Annotated in this window: 19 protein-coding genes and 1 pseudogene; 4 read left to right on the forward strand and 16 right to left on the reverse strand. The window is 67.2% G+C overall.

The annotated features are described in order from the left end of the window. Positions 1-4: 4 nt before the first annotated feature. From ACTOWJ_RS19515 to ACTOWJ_RS19560, 10 genes are all read right to left on the reverse strand, one after another. Entirely contained in the window at positions 5-1,774 is a 1,770-nt protein-coding gene (locus ACTOWJ_RS19515) for a VWA domain-containing protein (protein ID WP_441336283.1), read from the reverse strand. Further along, the gene (locus ACTOWJ_RS19520; protein WP_441336284.1) at positions 1,771-2,778 is read right to left on the reverse strand and encodes a vWA domain-containing protein; all 1,008 of its coding nucleotides are present in this window, start codon (positions 2,776-2,778) and stop codon (positions 1,771-1,773) included. Before ACTOWJ_RS19520 ends, ACTOWJ_RS19515 begins: the two co-directional genes overlap by 4 nt. Next, the gene (locus ACTOWJ_RS19525) at positions 2,778-3,230 is read right to left on the reverse strand and encodes a DUF4381 domain-containing protein (RefSeq protein ID WP_441336285.1); all 453 of its coding nucleotides are present in this window, start codon (positions 3,228-3,230) and stop codon (positions 2,778-2,780) included. The genes ACTOWJ_RS19520 and ACTOWJ_RS19525 overlap by 1 nt, the downstream gene beginning before the upstream one ends. Next, complete coding sequence (locus ACTOWJ_RS19530) at positions 3,230-4,126, reverse strand: DUF58 domain-containing protein (protein WP_441336286.1); 897 nt, start codon at positions 4,124-4,126, stop codon at positions 3,230-3,232. The genes ACTOWJ_RS19525 and ACTOWJ_RS19530 overlap by 1 nt, the downstream gene beginning before the upstream one ends. A gap of 127 nt (positions 4,127-4,253) precedes the next feature. After that, on the reverse strand, positions 4,254-5,276 hold the full coding sequence (locus ACTOWJ_RS19535; RefSeq protein WP_441336287.1) for an AAA family ATPase: 1,023 nt from the start codon (positions 5,274-5,276) through the stop codon (positions 4,254-4,256). 361 nt (positions 5,277-5,637) lie between these two features. Next, positions 5,638-7,725, reverse strand: a complete 2,088-nt coding sequence (locus ACTOWJ_RS19540; protein ID WP_441336288.1) for a type IV pilus secretin PilQ — start codon at positions 7,723-7,725, stop codon at positions 5,638-5,640. Between the two features lie 60 nt (positions 7,726-7,785). After that, entirely contained in the window at positions 7,786-8,337 is a 552-nt protein-coding gene (locus ACTOWJ_RS19545) for a pilus assembly protein PilP (RefSeq protein WP_441336289.1), read from the reverse strand. A 1-nt stretch (position 8,338) separates the two neighbouring features. Further along, positions 8,339-9,037 carry a type 4a pilus biogenesis protein PilO gene (locus ACTOWJ_RS19550; RefSeq protein WP_441336290.1) on the reverse strand — a complete coding sequence of 233 codons (699 nt, stop codon included), beginning with the start codon at positions 9,035-9,037 and terminating at the stop codon, positions 8,339-8,341. After that, a complete protein-coding gene (locus tag ACTOWJ_RS19555) occupies positions 9,034-9,837 on the reverse strand; it encodes a PilN domain-containing protein (RefSeq protein WP_441336291.1) in 804 nt (267 codons plus the stop codon). Before ACTOWJ_RS19555 ends, ACTOWJ_RS19550 begins: the two co-directional genes overlap by 4 nt. Beyond that, positions 9,837-10,895 carry a pilus assembly protein PilM gene (locus ACTOWJ_RS19560; protein ID WP_441336292.1) on the reverse strand — a complete coding sequence of 353 codons (1,059 nt, stop codon included), beginning with the start codon at positions 10,893-10,895 and terminating at the stop codon, positions 9,837-9,839. The genes ACTOWJ_RS19555 and ACTOWJ_RS19560 overlap by 1 nt, the downstream gene beginning before the upstream one ends. A 578-nt stretch (positions 10,896-11,473) precedes the next feature. Between ACTOWJ_RS19560 and ACTOWJ_RS19565 the strand changes: the two genes are divergently transcribed. Beyond that, positions 11,474-14,035, forward strand: coding sequence for a penicillin-binding protein 1A (locus ACTOWJ_RS19565; protein ID WP_441336293.1), 2,562 nt, complete (start codon positions 11,474-11,476; stop codon positions 14,033-14,035). On the opposite strand, the pseudogene ACTOWJ_RS19570 reads toward ACTOWJ_RS19565, so the two are convergent. Beyond that, positions 13,984-14,199, reverse strand: a pseudogene (locus ACTOWJ_RS19570) (DUF6053 domain-containing protein); the annotation flags it as partial. The gene ACTOWJ_RS19565 and the pseudogene ACTOWJ_RS19570 sit on opposite strands and share 52 nt — an antisense overlap. 237 nt (positions 14,200-14,436) lie before the next feature. Here ACTOWJ_RS19570 and ACTOWJ_RS19575 point away from each other — a divergent pair. The 3 genes from ACTOWJ_RS19575 to ACTOWJ_RS19585 all read left to right on the forward strand — a co-directional run bounded on the left by ACTOWJ_RS19575 (position 14,437) and on the right by ACTOWJ_RS19585 (position 16,624). After that, entirely contained in the window at positions 14,437-15,090 is a 654-nt protein-coding gene (locus ACTOWJ_RS19575) for a hypothetical protein (RefSeq protein ID WP_441336294.1), read from the forward strand. Positions 15,091-15,138: 48 nt separating this feature from the next. Beyond that, positions 15,139-16,116, forward strand: a complete 978-nt coding sequence (locus tag ACTOWJ_RS19580; protein WP_441336295.1) for a hypothetical protein — start codon at positions 15,139-15,141, stop codon at positions 16,114-16,116. A 118-nt stretch (positions 16,117-16,234) separates the two neighbouring features. After that, on the forward strand, positions 16,235-16,624 hold the full coding sequence (locus tag ACTOWJ_RS19585) for a hypothetical protein (protein WP_441336296.1): 390 nt from the start codon (positions 16,235-16,237) through the stop codon (positions 16,622-16,624). Between the two features lie 81 nt (positions 16,625-16,705). Here the strand turns inward: ACTOWJ_RS19585 and ACTOWJ_RS19590 are convergent, their stop codons facing one another. From ACTOWJ_RS19590 to ACTOWJ_RS19610, 5 genes are all read right to left on the reverse strand, one after another. Next, positions 16,706-18,013: a citrate synthase gene (locus tag ACTOWJ_RS19590; RefSeq protein WP_441336297.1), complete on the reverse strand. Its 1,308-nt coding sequence runs from the start codon at positions 18,011-18,013 to the stop codon at positions 16,706-16,708. Positions 18,014-18,690: 677 nt separating this feature from the next. Beyond that, entirely contained in the window at positions 18,691-18,933 is a 243-nt protein-coding gene (locus ACTOWJ_RS19595; RefSeq protein ID WP_441336298.1) for a type B 50S ribosomal protein L31, read from the reverse strand. Positions 18,934-19,232: 299 nt separating this feature from the next. Further along, entirely contained in the window at positions 19,233-20,174 is a 942-nt protein-coding gene (locus ACTOWJ_RS19600) for a nucleoside hydrolase (RefSeq protein ID WP_441336299.1), read from the reverse strand. Then, positions 20,171-20,818: a DUF4166 domain-containing protein gene (locus ACTOWJ_RS19605; RefSeq protein ID WP_441336300.1), complete on the reverse strand. Its 648-nt coding sequence runs from the start codon at positions 20,816-20,818 to the stop codon at positions 20,171-20,173. The genes ACTOWJ_RS19600 and ACTOWJ_RS19605 overlap by 4 nt, the downstream gene beginning before the upstream one ends. Before the next feature lie 130 nt (positions 20,819-20,948). Next, complete coding sequence (locus tag ACTOWJ_RS19610; protein ID WP_441336301.1) at positions 20,949-21,677, reverse strand: hypothetical protein; 729 nt, start codon at positions 21,675-21,677, stop codon at positions 20,949-20,951. Positions 21,678-21,692 lie beyond the last annotated feature (15 nt).

Consider the following 21,692-nt stretch of genomic DNA (forward strand, 5'->3'; position numbering starts at 1 on the left):
GGCCTCAATCTCCTTTCAACTGCTGCATCTGACGCCGGGCGTACTCGATCTTGAACTTTTCGCGCAGCAACGCGCCCGGGTCGTCGGGCACGCGCTTGAGCCAGGCGTCGTTGGCCAGCTTGCGTTCGCGTTGCGCCGGAGTGCGCGCCGGTTCGCGCTCGCCCTTGGGCCCGGCCTTGCTTTCCTTGGCCTGCCGTTCCAGCTCGCGCTGCATTTGTTCGCGCTGCGCGGCATCGGCCTTGCGCTGCGCTTCGGGATCGGTCGGCGGCGGTTGGCCGGCATCGTTCGGCTCGCCATCGCCCTTGGACGGTTGCGACGGCTTGTTCGGATCGCCTTTGTCCGGATCGGGCTTGTCCGAGGCGGACTTGGATTTGGAATCGTCGGAGGGCTTCTGACTCTGCGACGGATCGTCGTTCGGCTTGGGCGATTTGTCGTTCTGCCCTTCGCCGCTCGGCGGCGGCTTGCGCTTCATCGCCTCCTCGACCGCGCGCTTGTTGGCGATCGCATCGGCCATGCCGGGCTGCAGTTTGAGCGCGCGATCGTAAGCCTGGATCGCTTCGGGGTATTGCTGCTGACGGGCCAGCGCGTTGCCCAGGTTGTACTGCGCATCGACGCCGTCGGCGCGTTGATACAGGCCGGCGGCCTGCTCGAAACGGCCCGCGCGATAGGCCTGGTTGCCCTGTTCGATACGCTCGTGCGCGGCCTGATCGGCGCGCCGCCACAACGACTGCGCGTGGCCCGGCGCCATCGGCAGCCACAAGCACAGCACGACCACCGCGGCGACGCCGCTGCGACGGCGGAACGCGAACAGCGCGAGCAACATCAACACAGGCAGCAGCCAGTAGCCGTCGTCTTCGCGTGCCAGCCCCTTCTCGCCCTGGCGCGCGCCGACCTCGGCGCTGTCGGGCGCGAGCACGCCGAGCGCGCGCAGATCGCTGTCGTCGCGGGTGATCGCTTCATAGCGTCCCTTGCCTTCGGCGGCCAACGCGCGCAAGGAGTCGACGTCCAGGCGCGCCATCACGATGCGCCCGTCGGGACGCTGGAACGGAGCGCCGGCACTGTTGCCCAGTCCCAGTACCGATACCCGGTAACCCTGGTCGGCCGCGACGTCGGCGGCGCGGCGCTCGCGTGGATCGGCGCGATCGGTGATCAGCAGAATCTGCCCGCGCGCGAATCCGCCCTGGCGCAGCAGCCGCGCCGACCACTGGATCGCGCGATCGGCGCGCTGGCCGTCGCCGGGCATGATGTCGGGCGCCAGCGAATCGAGAAACACCTGAAGATTGCGCGGGTCGTCGGTCAGCGGAGCGACCGTGTAGGCATCGTCGGCATACACCACCAGGGCGATCTGGCCGCCGCTGCGCTGGGCCAGCAGCGAGCTCAACTTGGCCTTGGCCTGGGCCAGACGGCTCGGCGGCAGATCGGCGGCCAGAGTGCGGCTGGACAGATCCAGCGCGATCACCAGCGGCGTACGCCCTTGCCACAACGGCTGCTCGCTCTGCGACCAACTGGGACCGGCCAGGGCAACCACCGCGACGACATACGCCAGCGCCGCCGCCACCGCGGCGATGCGCGAACGCCGATCGCTGCTGGACTCGAGCAAATGCGGCAACAGATGCGCGTCGACCCGACCGCGCCAGACATTGCTCAACCGGCCGCGGCGCAGCCACAACCAAGCCAGCGCGGGCAAGGCCAACAACGCCCACAACCACTGCGGCCGCAGCCAGAGCAACGGCGCCAGATGGCCGAAAAGATCCGCCGACGACGAGGGATTCATGCTTTCCTCCGGCGCGGCCACAGATAAGCGAGCAAGGCCAGCGCGAACGCGCCGCCGAGCGGCCAAGCGTAGCGCTCGATGCGAGGACGCACCGACTTGCCCGGGCGCTGCACCGGTTCCAGACGGTTGATCTCGGCGTAGATGCCGACCAGCTCACCGGTGTCGCGAGCGCGGAAGAAACGGCCGCCGGTGAGCTCGGCGATGCGGCGCAAGGCGTTTTCGTCGACCTCGGCGCCGCCGCCCGGCGTGGGAATCTTGATGCCGAACAGCGACATCGACCCATCGCCGCCGAAGGCGATGGTGTGGATGCGCACGCCTTCGTCGCGCGCGATTTCGGTGGCGCGGCTGGGATCGGGCGTGCCGGGCGTGTTGACGCCGTCGGTCAACAGAATCAGCACCCGCTCATCGCTGGGTTGCTCGCGCAGACGGCGCACGGCCAGACCGATGGCTTCGCCGATCGCGGTCTCCTGGCCGGCCAGTCCGACCAGACTGTCCTTGAGTTGGTCGCGCACGGTGTCGCGGTCCAAGGTCAACGGCGCGAGCACGTAGGCGCGATTGCCGAACACCACCAGACCGATGCGATCGCCGACACGACGGTCGAGGAAGTCGGCGAGCACGGCCTTGGCCGCCGTCAACCGATCCACCGGCTGACGGCCCAGGCTCATGTCGATCTCGCTCATGCTGCCCGATAGATCCAGCGCCAGCATCATGCCGCGGCCGACCTGCGGCGGTCGGATCGCCTCGCCCAGCTGCTGCGGCCGCGCCGCTGCCAGGCACAGCAGCGCCCAGGCGATCCACGCCAATGTACCGGCGCCGCCGCCACGCAGGCTGCGCCCGCCGGCCGCGGCGACCGCGTCCAGGCGCGCGCCGAACGGAACCTTCAACGCCGCCGAGCCGTCGCGCACGGCCGGCAACAGCCAGCGCACCAGCAGCGGCAACGGCAACGCGGCCAACAGCCACGGCCAGGCGAACAGTTCGCGCCATTCGCTCAACAACGACGCCATCAGTTCGCGCCCATCCATTGCAGGAACCGGCGCCGCGCGATCTCGCGCAGCGCCGCGGCCTGGGCCGGATCGACCCTGGGCCGGTAACCGCCGTCGAGCAACAGGCGGCCGCCGCCATCGGCGAAATCGCGGCGTTTGCTGCCGCGATCGAGAAACTCCAGCCACTGCTCGCCCTGCAGGCGGTCGGCCTGGCTGTCTCGGCGGCGCGCGGCGCGGCGCAACAGTTCCGACATCGCCGCCACTTGCGCGGCCGGCGTGTCCGCCTGCGCCAAGGCGCGATCGAACACCTGCGCGATTTCGCGCCGACGCTTCGTGCGCCGGCGATACCAGAGGTAAGCGGCCAGTGCCACGATCGCAACCGCACCGATCACCGCCCACCAACCCAGCGCCAACGGCCACCACGAAGGCGCGGCCGGCAGGTGTACGTCGCGCAGAACCAGCGGCGCGGCCATCAGGCCACCAACGGCCGCGCACGGCCCAGCAGCGGCAGCCAGGATTCGCTGGCGTCCTGCGTCGACAAGGCCTGCACGCGCACGCCGCGCACCGGCAGTTTTTCCAGCGCGACCTCGACCGGGGCGACGAAGCTGTCGTGCCAACGCTGACGTTGCGCGTCCACGCCCAGATCCAGTTCGAGCCGCTGGCCATCGCGACTGAACGGCAAGGGCCCGCGCGGCGGCTGGGTTTCGATCGGATCGGTCAGCAGCAGCACGATCACTTCGTGATGCTGGGCGAGCACCGCCCAACGCCGCTGCGGCAGCGCCGCGACGCTGGCCGGATCGGCCAGCACGACCAGGCGCGAGCCGGGCCGCAGCAGGCGCGCGGCATGATCGAGCGCGACCCCGAGTCCCGCATCTTCTGCCGGCGGCTGGCTGTACCAGCGCACCATCGCATCGAGCACGCGCAGGGCTCCGCGCGGACCGGAACCCGGCGTCACCGGCGGTTCGCGCAGGCTGCCGCGCAAGGCGGCGATGCGGTCGCCGTCGCGCGCCGCGGCCCAGGCCGCGACCGCGCCGGCGCGCGCGGCCTGCACCGACTTGAAGCGCACGCGGGTGCCGAAATACAGCGACGGCGCGGTGTCGGCGACGATCAGGCTCAAGCGCTCGCGCTCGGCCTGGAACAATTTGGTATGGGCGCGGCCGGTGCGCGCGGTCAGACGCCAGTCGATGTGGCGCGCATCGTCGCCGTGCGAATACTCGCGCGATTCGGCGTATTCCATGCCGCGTCCGCGCAACGGCGACAACGCTTGTCCGCTGACCCCATGGCGGCCCAGGCGCGCGCTGCGCCGGCCGCTGACGGCGGCGCGCAAAGCGACCAGTTCGGCCAAGCTCGGAACGATGCCGTCGCTCATCAACCCATCTCACTCCAACTCGTGCCGCTGCGGTCCATACAGCGCGCGGTTTCCGTTCCCGGCGACGCATCCGCCGCCGCGAACGCCGCTGTTACCCATCCCCAATCGCGGATTGCGAATCCCCGCCTCAAGGCAACGGCACTTTCTTGAGCAGTTCGCCGAGCAGACGGTCGCCGTCCCAACCCTCCGCGGTGGCCTCGTAGCTGGGCAGGATGCGATGGCGCAACACGTCCGGCGCGATCGCGCGGACATCGTCGGGAGTGACGAAATCGCGCCCGGCCAGCCAGGCATGCGCGCGCGCGCAACGCTCCAGCGCGATCGAGCCGCGCGGGCTGGCGCCCCAGGCGATACGACGCGCCAACGCGGCGTCGTAACGCCCGGCGTCGCGCGAAGCCAGGACGATCTCCACCAGATAACGCTCCACCGCCGGCGCCACGTGCAGATCCAGCACCGCGGTGCGCGCGGCATAGACATCGGCCAGCGGCATTCGCGCGATCGGTTCGGTCACCGCCTTGAGGGTCTGCCGCGCGCGTTCGCGCGCCAGACGCAGGATCTCGGTTTCCGCCGCCGCTTCCGGATAGCCGATGCGCACGTGCATGAGGAAACGGTCCAACTGCGCCTCGGGCAGCGGGAAGGTGCCTTCCTGTTCGATCGGGTTCTGCGTGGCCATCACCAGGAACAGCGGCGGCAAGGCGTAAGTCGCGCGGCCGACGGTGACCTGGCGTTCGCCCATCGCCTCCAGCAACGCCGACTGGACCTTGGCCGGCGCGCGGTTGATTTCATCGGCGAGCAGGATCGGATGGAAGATCGGTCCGGCCTGGAACTCGAAGCGACCTTCCTGCGGCCGCCACACTTCGGTGCCGGTCAGATCGGCGGGCAGCAGGTCCGGGGTGAACTGCACGCGGGCGAAGTCGGCCTCCAGGCGCGCGGCCAAGGCGCGCACCGCGCTGGTCTTGGCCAGGCCGGGCGCGCCTTCCACCAACAGATGGCCGTCGGCCAGCAAGGCGATGAGCAGGCGTTCGATCAGCTCGGATTGACCGACGATCTCCAGCGAAAGCGCATCGCGCAAACGCTTGAACGCATCGTGCAGGTGAGCGATTTCGGCATCGGCGAGGCGGGGTTGCTGGGCAAGTTCGGGGGCGCGGTCCATCCGGTATCCAGTGACGAGCGGGGCGAGGCGGAACGAGGTACGGGGTCGATTTTGACCGAAGTCGGCGGTCCAGGTTCAACGCCGGGGGTGTGAACGGTGCTCCGGCCGGGCAGCGACCGGCTTCATTCGGCGCTCTGACGTGCGAATGAGGCAGTGCCGAAGGTAGTGCCTGAAGGCAAAAGTCGCCACAGCAAGCTGAACAAGCTGCCGGCGTCCGTCGGGCCTGGCCTCGACAGGATGAGCTTGAAACCAGGGCCGCAACCGCGTCGGTCGGCCCACGATACGCGTCCCATGCGCAAGCGACTCCCTGAAAAATGCAAAGAGGGCCCGAAGGCCCCCTTTGCTGAAACCGGCGCCTCGATCAGCGCTGGCTCACCTTCATTATCTTCGGCGTCACGAAGATCAGCAGCTCGGCCTTGGTCTTGCTGCGGCTCTTCTTCTTGAACAGATTGCCGAGGAACGGAATGTCGGCCAGGAACGGCACCTTGGACAGATCGGTGCGATCGCGGAACTCGTACACGCCGCCGATCACCACGGTCTGACCGTCCTCGACCAACACCGCGGTGTTGATGTTGCGCTTGTTGATCTGCGGCACCTGACCGATCGAGGTATCGATGAAGCCTTCGATCTCGTCCTTCTTGACGTTCATGTTCAGGAACACGCGGCCGTCGTTGGTGATGGTCGGATTGACCTTCATCTCCATCAGCACGTCCTTGAACTGCACGTTCGGGATCGGAATGCTGTTGCCGCCCTGCTGCGGCGCGATGGTCACGTAGCCGACTTCCTGGCCCTGGCTGATGACCGCCTCGCGCTGATTGCTGGTGACCACGCGCGGATTGGAGACCACTTCGCCGCGACCCTCGGTCTGCATCGCGCTGAGCTCGAAGTCCAGGTTGACCCAGTTGCCGAGAATGGTGAACGCGAGCGCGCCGGCCGGATTGAGCACGCCGACGTTGCTGTTGAGGCTGGCCGGGAACAGGAAGGCCGGGTTGGTGAGCGTCTGCAGCAGCGAGCGGGCCTGATCGCGCAGCGCGGTGCCCTTGTTGATGTCGTTGCGTGCTTCAGCGGCAATCGCATCGTCGATCAGGCTGTCTGCCTGGCTCCGGATCGACGAGTTCTTGGCCGCGGTATTGCGATAGTTGTTGATGCTCTCCAGCGTACCGCTGGTGATATAGCGGTCCTTCGCGCCGGAGACGCCGAAACGCGCGCCCAGATCGCGAGCGAAGCTTTCGTTGGCGATGACGATGCGGGCCTCGATCAGAACCTGGTCGACCGGACGGTCGATGACCCGGATCAGTTCCTTCATCTGCGCGACTTTCTTCGGAATGTCGCTGATCATCAGGGTGTTGGTGCGCTCGTCGGCGACCAGGCGGCCGCGCGGCGACAGGAAGCCGTTCTCGCTGGCGTTCTCTCCACCACCGGTACCGCCGCCGGAGCCGCCGATGCCCTTGGCCTCGGTCAGCGCCTTATAGATCTGCGAGGCGTTGTGGTAGTTGACCTGGATGTACTCGGTGGTCAGATCGACGCGGTTGTCGAGCGCGATACGCGCGTCTTCGCGATCCTGTTCGTACTTGGCGACCTCGGCCTGCGGCGCGACCCAGACCACGTTGCCGTTGCGGCGCTTGTCCAGGCCCTTGGCCTGCAGCACCAGATCCAACGCCTGATCCCAAGGCACGTTGACCAGACGCAGGGTCACGTTGCCCTGCACGGTGTCGGCGGCGACGATGTTGAGGTTGGACTCTTCGGCGACCAACTGCAGCACCGTGCGCACCGGCACGTCCTGGAAGTTGAACGTCACCGGACGGCCCGCATAGGCGCGGCCGGCCGCGGTCGGGCCGCTGATCGTGCCCGAGGTCGGCGCGGCGCCGCCCGGCTTGGCGTTGCCGGCCGGTGCGCCCACGGCGCGATTACCGGCCTGGGCCGTGCGCGGCACGACCTCGACGATGTAGTCGCGACCGGTCTGATAGGCCATGGTGTCGAAGGCGCCGCTGGTGTTGAGCACCAGTTGCGCGCCGGTGCCGCTGGTGCGCGCATCGATGCGCTGCACCGGCGTGGCGAAGTCGGCGACGTTGAGCGGGCGCTGCAGCGAGGCCGGCAACTTCGCGTTGCCGACGTCGATCATCACCTGCGAGCCCTGGCTGCGCATGTCGGGCAGCGCGCCTTCGCCGCTGAAGCGCACGATGAGCTTGCCGGAGCCGCCGTCGCCGCGCTTGAAGTCGATGTTGTCCACCGAGATCGTGCCCGGCAACTGCTTGGACGGATCGTTGCTCGGCGTCGGAGCGACCGCGGGCACGGCCGCCAGCGTCGCCGGCGGCTGGACGGCGGGCGCCGCCGGTGCCTTCTGCGGCGCCGCGTGCACGGCGCTGATGCCGGCCAGCAGGCCGACTACCAGTCCGGCAAAGCGGGGTCCGGCAAAGCGAGGTCCGGCCATGCGGGTGCCGGATGCCATGGGGCGTCGGTCCGACGGCATGTGGTTGGCGTTGAATACGATCATCATGCTATCCCCTAATCATTGATCTTCCAGCGCCACGGAAGCCGGACGTTCCAGCCAACCGCCTGCGCCATCCGGCACCAGTTCGACCAAGTCGATGCGTTCCTCAGTTACGGCGGTCACACGACCGTCGTTCTGCCCCATGTACGCACCGGGTCGAACACGATAAGTCACTTTGTCGGGCGCCATGACCAGCGCCACGATACCGCTGCCGCGTCCGAGGGTACCGACCATGTCGAGACCATCGAGCGGGAACTGTTCCAGCGGCTGCTTGCGTCGCTCCTTCTCCGGACGCGGACCCGAACTGGTGTCCTCGTCGGTGAAGGCGGTGCTGAACGGGTCGCGCAATTCCTGCGCGGCATATTCGAAAGTTTCGAACTGCTGCATGACCGGCAGCGGATCCAGCGGCGGCGCCGGCTTGGCCTTGATCTCGGCGACCCACTTCTCGAGATTGGGCGCGTCGCCCGGCGTGCTGCTGATGCTGCGGAAGCAGCCGGTGCCCAACAGGGCCAGACCGACCGCACAGGCGGCGGCGAGCGTGGAGGGGCGAAGTGCGAGGGAACTGCGCATGTCAGGTGCCCTCCTTCTTGTCGCCGGTGGCCGCGCCGCCGTCGGTACCGTCGGCCGGTTTGCTCTGCGCGGCCATCTCTTCTTCATCCAGATAGCGGTAAGTCTTGACCGTGCCGGCCAGCTCCAGCGGGCTGTTCGGGGTGATCCCGCCCAGCGCGTCCTTGCTGTTGTTGCCCTTGGGCTTCAGCGAGATGTCGTGCATGGTCATGATGACCACGCGCGGCAGCGAGGCCACGCCGCTGACGAAGGCGCCGAACTGGTGATAGGTGCCCACCATGCGCAACGCGATCGGCTTCTCGGCGTAGAACTCCTTCGGGACTTCGGCGCCGGGCTGGAACAGTTCGTTGGAGATGCCGGTGGCGAGCGCGGTCTGGGAAATGTCGACGATCAAGTCGGGCATTTCGGTCTTGCTGGGCAACTGACGCAGCATCTGCTGCAACTGCTGCTCCATCTGGATGAGCTGCTGCTTGAGCGGTTCCAGATTGGCGGCGCGACCCTGCTTGGTTTCGAAGGTGACGCGCAGATCGGCCTCCTTACGCTCCAGGCCTTCCAGTTCGGTGCGCTTCTCGCTGACGAACAGCCACCAGGCCAGGCCGATGATCACCACGGCGACCACGGCGCAGAAGATGATCTGCGCTTGCCGCGGCCAGCCGCCGATGTTGTTGAAGTCCAAGTTCTTCATCGAAGCCTTCTTGCTCACGACGCGGCTCCTGTCTTGGTGGGGGCAGCCGGCGCGGGCTTGGCCGGAGCGGCGGCGGGCGTTGCGGCATCGCCGGGCTTGGCCGGGGCGGCGGCAGGCTGAGCGGCGCCCGGCTTGGCCGGAGCGGCCGCGGGAGCGGCGGCACCGTTGGGCGCGGCGGCGGCCGGTGCGGTACCCGCCGGAACGTCCGCCGAGGCAACCGGAGCCGCGACGGGCGCGTCCGGAATACCGTCGCCGTCCTCGTCCTTGGGCGCGTTCGGGTTGGCCAGCTTCACCGTCAGCTTGAACTCGTACGGCAGGCCCTTACCACCACCGTCCTTCGCCTCGATGATGGTCAGGTCCGGCTTGCTCATCCAGCCGGAGACCTCGAGGGTCCGCATATACGTACTGACGCGGGCGTTGGACTGAGCGCGACCTTCCAGGGTCAGCGTCTCGGCGTCCTGCTTGATCGCGGTCAGCACCGCGCCGTCGGGAATGGTGCGCACCAGCGAATCGAACAGGTGCACCATCTGCGAACGGTTGGACTGCAGTTTCTCGATCACTTCCTTGCGCGCGAGCAGCTTGGCCTTCTTCTTGTCGAGCTCCTCGATCTCCTTGATCTTCTTGTCGACCTCGGCGATCTGCCCGTCCAGGAACGTGTTGCGGTCCTGCTGACCGCTGATTTCGCTGTTGTAGTAGAAAACGATCAGGCCCGACAGAACCACGGCGGCCAGGGCCGACAGGCCGAGGATCGCGCCGAATTCCTTCTGTCGTGCCTTGCGGCGCTCGGCGCGCCACGGGAGCAGGTTGATGCGTGCCATCAGTCGAAGCTCCTCAGGGCCAGGCCGCAGGCAATCATCAGCGCGGGAGCGTCCTGCGCGAGCGCGTGCGCCTGGACGCGCGGGCCCAAGGTCATGTGCGCGAGCGGGTTGGCCACGGTGGTCGGTACGCCGAGTTGTTCTTCGACCATCTCGGCGATGCGCGGAATCGAGGCGCCGCCGCCGGCCAGAACGATCTGGTCGACGCGGTTGAACTCGCTGCCGGCATAGAAGAACTGCAGCAGGCGGCTGACCTGCTGGACCATCGCTTCCTTGAACGGCTCCAGCACTTCGGCCTGGTAGCTTTCCGGCAAACCGCCCTGGCGCTTGGCCAGTCCGGCTTCTTCGTAGCTCAGGCCGTAGCGGCGCATGACCTCGTCGGTCAGCTGCTTGCCGCCGAACACCTGTTCGCGGTGATACAGGCTGCGTCCGTTGCGCAAGACGTTGAGCGTGGTCATCGTCGCGCCCGAGTCGACCAGCGCGACCAGACCGTCGCGCGGGCTGCTCAGCGTGTCGGCGAGCAGAGAGAACGCGTTCTCGATCGCGAACGCTTCCACGTCCATGACCTTCGGCGTCAGTCCACCCAGTTCCAAGGCCGAAGCGCGCACTTCGACGTTCTCCGAACGCGAGGCGGCGAGCAGTACCTGGACCATGTCCGGGCTGCCCGGCATCGGGCCGAGAATTTCGAAGTCGTGATTCACCTCGTCGATCGGATACGGCACGTAGTTGGCCGCCTCCAGCTCGATCTGGGATTCCATTTCGTCTTCGTCGAGATCGTTCGGCATGCCGATGACGCGGGTGATCACCGACGAACCGGCGACCGCGGCGGCGGCATGCTTGACGCGGGTCCCCGATCGGGCGACGGCGCGTTTGATCGCCTCACCCACCGCTTCGACCTCGACGATGTTCTTTTCCACCACCGCGTTGGGCGGAAGTGGCTCGACAGCATAGTGCTCAACACGGTAGCGATTGCCCACTCGCGAGAGTTGCAATAGCTTTACCGCAGTCGAACTGATGTCCACACCGACCAGGGCCGGTTGGCTTTTTGTGATGAGTCCCACAGTTATCTCCCCATGCCACAAGCGCTTACGCGCACTTCGTGTGGCCCCGGATTAGATAACGGACTTTTCACAGGCTGGCAACCACTTCTTTTGGGTTTGCCAACCCAGTCGTGCTTTTTTGACCCTCGGCGTCACGTGACCACCACCGTCAGTCCACCGGTCAAGTGCCAAGTGCAATAAATCCGCCATGAGCCGGCGACGACAAGCGAAAACGGCGAGACGGGGCTTGCTCGCGCGGCGCCGGAGGTGTCGCCTCCAACGGCCCGTAAACCGATCCTGCGATCGCCGCCGCGCCGCGATCCGTGCCCTCCGCTACAGTTCAAGCAGCCTCGTAGCCGTGGCAATGCGCCTGCGCTCACAGCTCACGCAAGCGGCCGGGCCAACGCGTGAGGCTCGGTGAAACGCCCCGCCCGCAGCCGCCCGATCCGAGGCGATCGCCCGGGCCGGGCCCGCTTCCGGACCGGGCCCGCGCGCCGGTACGCGAAGCCCGCCTAAACCGATGAGAATCGAGACCCGGGTCGCGATCCGCGCTCCTCTATACTTGCCCGTCACGACCACCGACTCCGGAATCCGATTCGATGTCCCGTATTCGCCGTTGGCTGCGCTGGGCGCTCTACGCGTTCATCGGCGTGGCCCTGCTGGGCGCCATCGCGCTCGGCACCTTGTATTACCTGATCGTCCCCAAGCTGCCCGACGTGGAGACCCTGCGGACCATCGAGCTGCAGGAGCCGATGTACGTCTACGCGCGCGACGGCCGCCTGATGGCGATGTTCGGCGAGACCCGGCGCTACCCGATCGCGATCGAAGACGTGCCCGAGCGCCAGAAGCAGGCGTTCATCGCGATCGAAGACTCGCGTTTCTACCAGCACCACGGCATCGACTACAAAGGCATCGGCCGGGCGATCTGGCTGCTGGCGACCACCGACGACAAGCGCGTGCCGGGCGGTTCGACCATCACCCAGCAGGTCGCGCGCCAGTACTTCCTGAGCTCGGAGTACAGCTACAAGCGCAAGCTCGGCGAAATGCTGCTGGCCATGCGCATGGAGCAGGAGCTCAGCAAGGATGAGATCTTCGAGCTGTACTTGAACAAGAGCTTCTTCGGCAACCGTGCTTACGGCGTCGGCGCAGCGGCGGAGTTCTACTACGGCAAGAAGATGAACGAGCTGAGCCTGGACGAGATGGCCTCGCTCGCCGGCATTCCCAAGTTTCCCTCCAGCGGCAACCCGCTGAGCAATCCCGAGCGCGCCAAGATCCGCCGCGACTACATCCTCGACCGCATGGCCGAGCAGCGTTTCATCACCTCCGCGGAGGCCGCCGAAGCCAAGGCCGTGCCGATGCACGCCAGCCCGCACGAGCGTCCGGTCGAGGTGTATGCGCCGTACGTGGCCGAAATGGTCCGCCAGGAGATGGTCGCCCGTTACGGCGCCGAGGCGCTGACCAAGGGCTACCACGTCACCACCACCATCGATCCGACCCTGCAGGTCGCCGCCGACAAAGCGGTGCGCACCGGCCTATCGGTGTACGACCGCCGTCACGGCTGGCACGGCGTGGAGCAGCATTTCGATCTGGCCCCGAGCGAAGACGCCACCGCCGCGCGCGTGCGCCTGCGCGGCATTCCGGCCCAGGCCAACCTGTTGCCGGCGATCGTGCTGTCGGTCAGCGGCTCGCAGGCCGGCTTCGTGCTCGGCGACGGCACCGAGCTGACCCTGGGCGACAAACAGGGCTTCGCCGGCCGCAGCCCCGGCAGCCTGCTCAAGCGCGGCGACCTGGTCCGCATCGCACGTATGGAAACCGCCGCCGAGCCGGCTGAAACGGCCAAGCCCGAACAGGCGCCCGCGGCGCCGGCCAAGCCGTCGATAGTCAGCTACCGTCTGGACCAGTTGCCGCAGGCCCAGGCCGCGCTGGTCTCGCTGGAACCTGCCAACGGCGCGCTGCGCGCGCTGTCGGGCGGCTATAGCTTCGCCGGCGCCAAGTTCAACCGCGCCACCCAGGCGCGCCGCCAACCGGGTTCGAGCTTCAAGCCGTTCGTGTACGCAGCCGCGTTCGAACGCGGCTACAACCCGGCCTCGATCGTGCTCGACGCCCCGGTGGTGTTCAAGGACCGCCGCGGCCACCTGTGGCGCCCGCAGAACGACGGAGGCAACTTCGCCGGTCCGATGCGGGTGCGCGAGGCGATGGTGCAGTCGCGCAACCTGGTCTCGGTGCGCCTGCTCGATGCGATCGGCGTGGACTTCGCCCGCAAGTACATCAACCACTTCGGCTTCGAGATCGAACAACTGCCGCCGAACCTGTCGATGTCGCTGGGCACCGCCTCGCTGACGCCGCTGTCGGTGGCGCGCGGCTATGCCACCTTCGCCAACGGCGGCTTCCGCATCACCCCGTGGTTCATCGACGAGGTCAAGGATCGCGTCGGCGCGGTGGTATTCAAGGAAAAGCCCGCCACCGCCTGCCCCGAATGCGTCGGCCGCGGCGCCACCGCTTCGGCCGCGCTGCCGGCCAACAATGTCGTCGACGGCTTCGATCTCGGCCCCGCGCCCGGCACCGCCGGCGGCGAGGCCAAGAAGCCCGAGCCGAAGGACAAGAGCAAGGACAAGAAGCCGCCCGAACCTGAGAGGAAGCCGTTGACGCCGGCCGAGATCGCTACGATCAACGTCGCCCCGCGCGCGATCGACGACCGCATCGCCTACCAGATCGTTTCGATGCTGCGCGACGTGGTCAAGCGCGGCACCGGCACCGCGGCCAAGGTGCTCGGACGCGACGACGTCGGCGGCAAGACCGGCTCGACCAACGATCACCGCGATGCCTGGTTCTCCGGCTTCGGCGGGCCTTACGTGACCACCGTCTGGGTCGGCCGCGACAACTACAAGTCGCTGGGCTACCGCGAGTACGGCGGCAAGGCCGCGCTGCCGATCTGGATCGACTACATGCGCGCGGCGCTCAAGGACCAGCCGCTGCAACCCAACGAGCCGCCGCAGGGCATGGTCAAGGTCTCGGTGGCCGGCAACGGCGCGCTGATCCCCGACGGCGCCGGTGGCGTGATCGAGTGGGTCAAGGCCGAGGATCTGGAACGCATGCAAACCTACACCGACTACGGCAACGAAGACGCCGCGCCCTCGGAAGAGTCTTTCGACATCTTCTGAGCCGCCGTTTCCGCGCTGCCCCATGAAAGCCGCACGCGTTCGACGCGTGTGGCTTTTTTTTGCGCGCTGCGTTCTTGTGGGACGGCCCTGGCTTTTGTGGGAGGGCCTTCAGGCCCGACGCTTTTGTTCCCGGTCGCCGCGAACTGACCGAAAAGCGTCGGGCCTGAAGGCCTTCCCTCGAGCCAATGGCATCAGGACGGCCGGTTTCAGGGCGGGTTTCACTCCGCTTTTCGACCTCGACCCGCATGCCTGAACGCCGGCTCGCTTGCCCGATCTGGCGCCTCGGCGTGCCCCCGGATTCAGACATTGCCGTGCCGAACGAACGTGCTAGCTTTGCAATCGCCGGTCCAACCCGGCCGCGGCGAAAGCCATCGCCGTGACGTGCCAGCCCGGAGGTCGAGATGCACCAGGCCCGACAGCACGCACATCAGCATGCGCAGACCCGCATCCGCGAGCGCCGTCACCGCCTCGCTCACGAAGCGGCCCGATTGATCGCCGAAAGCGGCATCCGCGACTATCACCAAGCCAAACTCAAGGCAGCCGAGCGGCTGGGCATCTGCGACGACGCCTCGCTGCCGCGCAATCGCGAGATCGAGGACGCGCTGCGCGAGTACCAGCGCCTGTTCCAGCGCGAGAACATCGGCAGCCTGCGCCAACGCCGCGAGGCCGCGCTGCGCGCCCTGGAATTCTTCGCACCCTTCGACCCGCGCCTGGTCGGCCCGGTGCTGGAAGGCACCGCCGACGCACGCAGCCCTGTCGCCCTGCACCTGTACAGCGACGACCCGGCCGCGGTGCCGATGTTCCTGGAGCAGCACCGCATCCCGGCCGAGGAACGCAACCGCCGGCTGCGTCTGGACCGCGAGCGCAGCGAGGATTTCCCGGTCTGGATATTCAGCGCCGAAGACCTGAGCTTCGATCTGACCGTGCTGCCGCTGGATGTGCTGCGCCAGGCGCCGCTGTCCAACGTCGACGAGAAGCCGATGAAGCGCGCCTCGCTCGGGCAGTTGCGCCAGTTGCTGACCGATGAGGAGATTTCCGAGTTCGAACGCGGCTGACCGGCAGCGCCGGCTACACACCACGAAACGGTTCCAAGGATCGGACGGATGGACGACAGCGACAACACCGCGGCGGCGGCATCGATCCGGCGGCGTATGCGCGGCATCAGCCTTTTGTTCGGCGCGATCTGCCTGACCGCGCTGGCCTGGAGCGCAACCGCCACGCAGCCCGCGCGCAGCACGCCGCCGCAAACGCGGGCGCCGGCCGCTCACGCCGGCACGCTCGCCGATCTGGTCGCCCACTTGCGCGCCCAGGCCGCCGCTTCCCAGACCAGCCCCGCGGTCCGCGCCGACTACGACGCCCTGCTCGCCACCCAGCGCCTGAGCGCGGCGCAGCTGCCCTACGCCGACTACGCGTATCTGCGCCTGTTGTTCGAAGCCACCCGCGACGGCGGCTACTGGAACCTGCGCTGGGCGATCACCGATCGCGAGCCCAATTCCGACGCGGTGTGGACGCAATGGCGATCGCTGCGCCAGGCAACGCCGACCGCGGTCACCGCCACCGCCGAATGCGACGAACTCTCGGCCCTGTTCGCGTTTCTCGCCCGACGCGGCGGCGTGCGCAATGTCGGTTTGTTCTGGCCGACCGCCAACCACACCGTGGCGGTGTGGAGCGCTCCGGGAAAACCGCGCGAAGCCCGCATCGTCGTGCCGACCACGCAGATTTTCCTGAGTCAGTACGACAGCTTCGGCACCCGCGGCTTCGACCCGTGGAAGCAGCCGCGGATCTACGAGTACGGCCGCCGCGACATCGCCGACGACACGCGCCTGCCGGCGGCGCTGACCGGGTTCTTTCTCGCCCAGAACGAAAAGTACGCCCGCGCTTCCGGACTGAGCCTGCTGCGCCTGCGACAACTGCGCGACGACCTGCTCGACGGAACGCTGGGCGCGGCGCAAGCCACGCAGCAGGCGAAAGCGCAACGCGCGCGCCTCGCCTCCGGCGCCGACGACGACCAGCGCGCCTATGCCCACTTCATCGGCGACCTGCAGGCGAGGCTTACCGCGGTGGCGCGTACCGACGAGTAGGCCGCGCGCAGGCGAACGGAGGCGGATCGCGTCCACGCGACACGACGAAAAACCCGAACGCGATCGCGCGCCGCAGGCACAATGATCGCTCTGTTCGTCTCTCTCTCAAGGAAGCCCCATGCGATTCCAAGGACCCGTACTGTTGTGCCTGCTGACGCTCTCGTCGGCGGCGATCGCCGCCGACAAGCCCGCCACCGTCAGTCTGTCCAAGCTGTATCAAAGCTACGAAAACGCCGGCAACAGCGCCTTGTCGATGGCCGAATACGACACTCGCGTGCGCTTCAGCGCGGTCGTGCTCGAGCAGACCACTTCGATGAAGGGCACGCCCATCCTCAAGGCCACCGCGCCCGGCGAGGAAGCCGAGTACGCGCGCCTGCTGGGCGAGGACGAAGCGCAGAACAAGAAACTCGGCGCGCTGAAGGACGGCGCCAAGTTCACCGCGACCTGCACGGTCGGGTTCACCAGCGGTACCCATTATCTGAGCCTGAGGGACTGCACGCTCGACTGAGCTGCGCGCCGCCGATCGGCGATACGCAAAAAGAAAACGCCCCGCGGATGCGGGGCGTTTTCGTAGCGAACGACGGCTGGATCAGCGCTTGTCGGCGCCGACGTAGTCGCGCACGCCGTGGCCGGTATAGATCTGGCGCGGACGGCCGATCTTGTTCTCCGGATCGTTCTGCTGTTCCAGCCAGTGCGAAACCCAGCCGGCGGTGCGGGCGATGGCGAACATGACGGTGAACATTTCCACCGGAATGCCGAGCGCCTTGTAGATGATGCCCGAGTAGAAATCGACGTTCGGGTAGAGCTTGCGCTGGACGAAGTAGTCGTCCTTGAGCGCCGCCTCTTCCAGCTTCATCGCCACTTCCAGCAGCGGATCGTTGACGCCGAGCTCGCCGAGCACGTCGTGGGTCATCTTGCGCACCAGCGCCGCGCGCGGGTCGTAGTTCTTGTAGACGCGGTGGCCGAAGCCCATCAGGCGGAAGCCCGATTCCTTGTCCTTGGCCTTGTCGATCGCGCCCTTTACGTTTTCCGGACGGCCGATCTCGTTGAGCATCTTGAGCACGGCTTCGTTGGCGCCGCCGTGCGCCGGGCCCCACAACGCGGCGACGCCGGAGGCGACGCTGACGTAGGGATTGGCGCCGGTGGAACCGACCAGACGCACGGTCGAGGTCGAGGCGTTCTGTTCGTGGTCGGCGTGCAGGATGAACAACAAGTCCATCGCCTTGGCGGCGACCGGGCTGAGTTCCAGCGGCTCGCTCGGCACTTCGAACAGCATGTGCAGGAAGCGCGTGGTGTAGTCCAGGCTGTTCTTGGGATAGCGGATCGGCCAGCCGATCGAATAACGATGGCAGGCGGCGGCGATGGTCGGCACCTTGGCGATCAGGCGGATCGCGGCCAGACGGCGCTGTTCCGGATCTTCCAGGTCCAATTCGTTGTGATAGAAGCTCGCCATCGAGCCGAGCATGCCGACCAGCATCGCCATCGGATGGGCGTCGTGGCGGAAGCCGTAGAGGAAGGTGCGGAACGCTTCATGCATCATCGTGTGATGCGTGACTTCGTGTTCGAACTTGCTGAACTCGGCCTGCGACGGCAGCTCGCCGTTCATCAGCAGATAGGCCACTTCCAGGAAGTTGGACTTCTCGGCCAACTGCTCGATCGGGTAGCCGCGGTACAGCAGCACGCCTTCGTCGCCGTCGATGTAGGTGATCGCCGACTTGCAGCTCGCCGTCGCAGTGAAGCCCGGGTCGTAGGTGAACATCCCGGTTTCTTTCGGCAGCTTGGCGATGTCGACGCAGGGCGCGCCGAGCACCGGATGCTGCACCGGCAGAGCGAAGTTCTTGTCGCCGGCGGTCACGGTGACCTGATCGAGGCGGGCTTTGTTGGAATCTTCAGACACGAAACACTCCTCAGTCTGCCTGCCGCAGAGGGTGGCCGCGGCAGGAGGGGAACGGGGGGTCGCAAGCACATTGCGATAGTGAATTATCGCACAATGCCGATTGAGCCCAAGCTCGGACTTTGGTCGGGCGGCGGGCTCTGATGCGATGGAGCGTTGCGCCGGCGACGCCGCCATCGGCCAGTCGCGGACAGTATTCGACCGTCCGGTTGCCGGGATGTGGCGGCTGGCCGCGCGATCGGCGGTGGCATGGCCGTTTGAGGCGCGGGGCAGCGCGCGGGGCCGTCGATCACGCCGCGGAAACGGCGATCGCCACCCTGGCGTCTGGCGGCTTGCCGGAACGGTCGTTTCGCCTCGCCCAAGCCATGGGGGAGCGCCTGATCTGATCGGAAAGCGTCGGGGCTGAAGCCCCTCCCACAATAGATCGCGCAACCACGAGGTCTATTGTGGGAGGGGCTTCAGCCCCGACGCTTTCCAGTCAGGCTGCCGTGATTCCCGGTAAAGCACCGCAACCGAGTCGCTTCGCACAGAGCGCCAAGCTTGCGCGCGGGCTGCGCGCCCAGCAGTGACCGCACCATGGCGATAATCCTGGCAAAAACTCGCGCAAACGCAAACGGCCGCCCTTGCGGGCAGCCGTTGTGCATGCAGCGATGAGTTCCGAATTTCTTCGGCGACGCGAATTACTTCTGCGCGTAACGCTTGCGGAACTTGTCGACGCGGCCGCTGGTGTCCATGATCTTGTGCTTGCCCGTATAGAACGGGTGCGAAGCCGACGAGATGTCGACCTTGATCAGCGGATACTCAGCGCCATCGACCTTGATCGTTTCCTTGCTCGACAGGGTCGAACGGGTAACGATCTGGAAATCGGTGGTGACGTCCTGAAAGACGACTGCGCGGTATTCGGGATGGATGCCTGCCTTCATGGCACTCAACCTTAAGGTGTGCGGGAAAGTCGAGCAGTATAGCGGGCAGTTGGCGGGGGGCGCAAGTCCGGAGGGGTGAAAATGTTGGGAGCTGGCGGGTTGGGGGCTGGGCCGGCTGCCAGGGCGGGTTTCCGACTGTAGGAGCGGCGCGAGCCGCGACCGCGAAACCGGCACATACGACGCAAGCGAGGTGCCGTGGCCGCGGCTTGCGCCGCTCCTACAGGGGGGTACCGGTTCTAGGGAAGCTGCCCGGCGGCTGGGACGGGTAGCTTCGGACCGATAAGCCGGCCCTTGGTTTTCTACGCGGGGGACGCGGCCAGGGCTGCCTGAATCAGGGATTCGAATCGCTTTTGATCGTACTTCATCAAAATCGCCACCTTGTCGGGCTTGCCCTCTTGCCGCCGCCAGTCGACCACGGTCGCGCCACGGCTGTGGGTGCCCTGCAGTTCGATCGACACCGGCCGCGATTGCACGTCCTGCGCGCCGTCGGGTTCCAACGCGAACGCCATCGCCAAGGCATCGGCCGCATGCCAGTGATCGCCACGGCGGTCGATCGACCACAACCGGGTCTTCTCGGAAATGCGCTCGTAGAACCGCGCGCGCTCCGAATCGGCCTTGAGCCAGCCGACCACGTCCTGGTGCAGGAAACCGTGCGCGATCACCGCCTCCCAATCGGCGAGGTCGATGTGGTCGAACGCTTCGAACACCAGGTGCGCCGCTTCCGGATCGAAGTAGAAATTGAACTCGGCCGCCGGAGTGATGTTGCCCTGGCAGGTCACCGCCCCGCCCATCACCACCAGCCGGGCGATGCGCTGCGGCAGGGTCGGATCGAGCTTGAGCGCCAGCGCGACGTTGGTCAGCGGACCGAGCGCGATCAGCAGCAACTTGCCGGCGTGTTCGTGCGAAAGGCGGATGATCGCCAGCGCGGCGTGCTCGGCCTCGACCTGGCGCTTGGCCGGCTCATAGCCGACGTCGCCGAAGCCGTCCTGGCCGTGCACGTAGCCGGCATCGGGCGAAGGGTGCAGCAGCGGCGCTTCGGCGCCGGCGAATACCGGGACGTCGACTCCGGACACTTCGCACAGCTTCAATGCGTTGGCCACGGTGTGTTTCAGGCCGACGTTGCCGGCGGCGATGGTCAGGCCGACCAGGCGATGGCGCGGATCGTTGAACGCCATCAGCAAGGCGAGCGCGTCGTCCACGCCCGGGTCGGTGTCGATAAGCAAGGGAATGCGGTCGGTCATGTAATCACTCGTTCTGCGGAACTGTGCGCGGCGGCGTGCGCCGCGCCGGCCGGATCGGCCGATAAGGCCGTAGCGGCCGGGATGGCTTGCAGCGCGCCTTCGTAGCGCAGCAGTTCGCCGAAGGGAAACAAAGAGAATGCGACGGCGAAGCGATAGCGCTCGCCTTCGGTGCCGCGCTCGATGCGCTTGTAGGCGTCGGTGCGCGGAAACAAGAATCGCGGCAGCGGCAGGCCGCGCGCGTCGATGCCGAGCAGGCGCCAGTGCCAGCCGCCGCTGTCCAGGTCCACGCCCAGGCGCATGCGCACCGGGCCCGTGGATTCCAGCCAATGGCCGTTCGGGTAGCGACCGACCGGTTCGAACACAGAGCGCAGTTCGCTGCCGTCGTCGAAGCGGCGCAGCCACACCATGCGCGCGGACTCGTGGACGATGTCGACCCGGAAACCGCGGCGCGGGCGATCGAGGGGAATGCCGAGCCTGCGCGCGAGCCGACGACCGAGGGCGCCGGCCAGGCCGGGACCGGTGCGAATATCGATCTCGCCGGCCAAGGTGCCGCCATCGCGGTGCAGCGCTTGCAGCAAAGGGTGCAGCCGCTGGAAATCCGGGCCGAACCACTGGGTCGCCGCGTTGTGGGGAACTCCCGGCATCCGGGGCTCGATCTCCAGCGGGCGGGACACTATATGCCAAATGTTCGGGCGCTGCGGGGCATCGCTGCACCCGCGCGGGCAGCAGCCGGCCCATCGGGCACAGGCGCCCGAGTCCGCGCCCGGCCCCCGATCATTTCCCGCTCGCGGTGGCCTCGCGCTGGCCGCGGATGAACTCCAGCTCGCGCTGCGCCAGGGCATTGTCCGGCTCGGCCTTGAGCGAATCGCGGTACGCGCGTTGCGCGCCTTCGAGGTCGCCGGTCTCGATCAGTTGATAGCCTATGCCGCGCAGTACCAACCCCTTGAGATGACCCGAGCGCGGGTATTTCTCGACCAAGGCCAACGCGTGCCGGTACAGCTCCAGCGCGCGGCGGTTGTCGCCCAGTTGTCCGACCAGGTAGCCGCGTTCGGCCAGGGGCTGCGGCCAGTGCGGTGCGATCGCCTGGGCGCGGTCGAGCAAGGCGAACGCGCGCTCGTATTCCTTCGACTCCACCGCCAGGAAGGCCGCGGACTTGTAGGCATGCGGACAGGCCATATCGACGAAGACCAAGCTCGTGCCGGCGGGCGTCTCGCTCCGGAATTCCTCTTCCTCGGTCTTGTCGGCGACGCTGTAGTAGCGCATACGCTCGTCGCTCTTGCGTTCGTCGCAATACACGATCGCCGGCTGCAGGACGTTCCAGGCGGCGTCCTTGCGGCCCTCGCGGAAATAGTCGATGGCGCGCCCGGACGCGTCGCGGTACTCGTGGCCAGGATAGGTCTCGGCCTTGCTCTGCAGCTCGGTCACTACCGTTTCCGCTCGCGCCTGGATGCCGACGCAGGCACCGGCCAGCAACAACGCGATCGTCCATGACCGGTAACGCATGATTCCCTCCTTCCC

The organism is Lysobacter sp. CA199, from assembly GCF_052078715.1.
Lineage (GTDB): Bacteria > Pseudomonadota > Gammaproteobacteria > Xanthomonadales > Xanthomonadaceae > Lysobacter.

What these genes read in the sequence shown, in the direction of transcription:
- ACTOWJ_RS19530 (WP_441336286.1), bottom strand. Translation starts at nt 4,126, where the DNA reads ATGAGCGACGGCATCGTTCCGAGCTTGGCCGAACTGGTCGCTTTGCGC.
- ACTOWJ_RS19580 (WP_441336295.1), top strand. Translation starts at nt 15,139, where the DNA reads ATGGACGACAGCGACAACACCGCGGCGGCGGCATCGATCCGGCGGCGT.
- ACTOWJ_RS19520 (WP_441336284.1), bottom strand. Translation starts at nt 2,778, where the DNA reads ATGGCGTCGTTGTTGAGCGAATGGCGCGAACTGTTCGCCTGGCCGTGG.
- ACTOWJ_RS19610 (WP_441336301.1), bottom strand. Translation starts at nt 21,677, where the DNA reads ATGCGTTACCGGTCATGGACGATCGCGTTGTTGCTGGCCGGTGCCTGC.
- ACTOWJ_RS19535 (WP_441336287.1), bottom strand. Translation starts at nt 5,276, where the DNA reads ATGGACCGCGCCCCCGAACTTGCCCAGCAACCCCGCCTCGCCGATGCC.
- ACTOWJ_RS19525 (WP_441336285.1), bottom strand. Translation starts at nt 3,230, where the DNA reads ATGGCCGCGCCGCTGGTTCTGCGCGACGTACACCTGCCGGCCGCGCCT.
- ACTOWJ_RS19540 (WP_441336288.1), bottom strand. Translation starts at nt 7,725, where the DNA reads ATGGCATCCGGCACCCGCATGGCCGGACCTCGCTTTGCCGGACCCCGC.
- ACTOWJ_RS19545 (WP_441336289.1), bottom strand. Translation starts at nt 8,337, where the DNA reads ATGCGCAGTTCCCTCGCACTTCGCCCCTCCACGCTCGCCGCCGCCTGT.
- ACTOWJ_RS19600 (WP_441336299.1), bottom strand. Translation starts at nt 20,174, where the DNA reads ATGACCGACCGCATTCCCTTGCTTATCGACACCGACCCGGGCGTGGAC.
- ACTOWJ_RS19565 (WP_441336293.1), top strand. Translation starts at nt 11,474, where the DNA reads ATGTCCCGTATTCGCCGTTGGCTGCGCTGGGCGCTCTACGCGTTCATC.
- ACTOWJ_RS19595 (WP_441336298.1), bottom strand. Translation starts at nt 18,933, where the DNA reads ATGAAGGCAGGCATCCATCCCGAATACCGCGCAGTCGTCTTTCAGGAC.
- ACTOWJ_RS19515 (WP_441336283.1), bottom strand. Translation starts at nt 1,774, where the DNA reads ATGAATCCCTCGTCGTCGGCGGATCTTTTCGGCCATCTGGCGCCGTTG.
- ACTOWJ_RS19605 (WP_441336300.1), bottom strand. Translation starts at nt 20,818, where the DNA reads ATGCCGGGAGTTCCCCACAACGCGGCGACCCAGTGGTTCGGCCCGGAT.
- ACTOWJ_RS19575 (WP_441336294.1), top strand. Translation starts at nt 14,437, where the DNA reads ATGCACCAGGCCCGACAGCACGCACATCAGCATGCGCAGACCCGCATC.
- ACTOWJ_RS19555 (WP_441336291.1), bottom strand. Translation starts at nt 9,837, where the DNA reads ATGGCACGCATCAACCTGCTCCCGTGGCGCGCCGAGCGCCGCAAGGCA.
- ACTOWJ_RS19585 (WP_441336296.1), top strand. Translation starts at nt 16,235, where the DNA reads ATGCGATTCCAAGGACCCGTACTGTTGTGCCTGCTGACGCTCTCGTCG.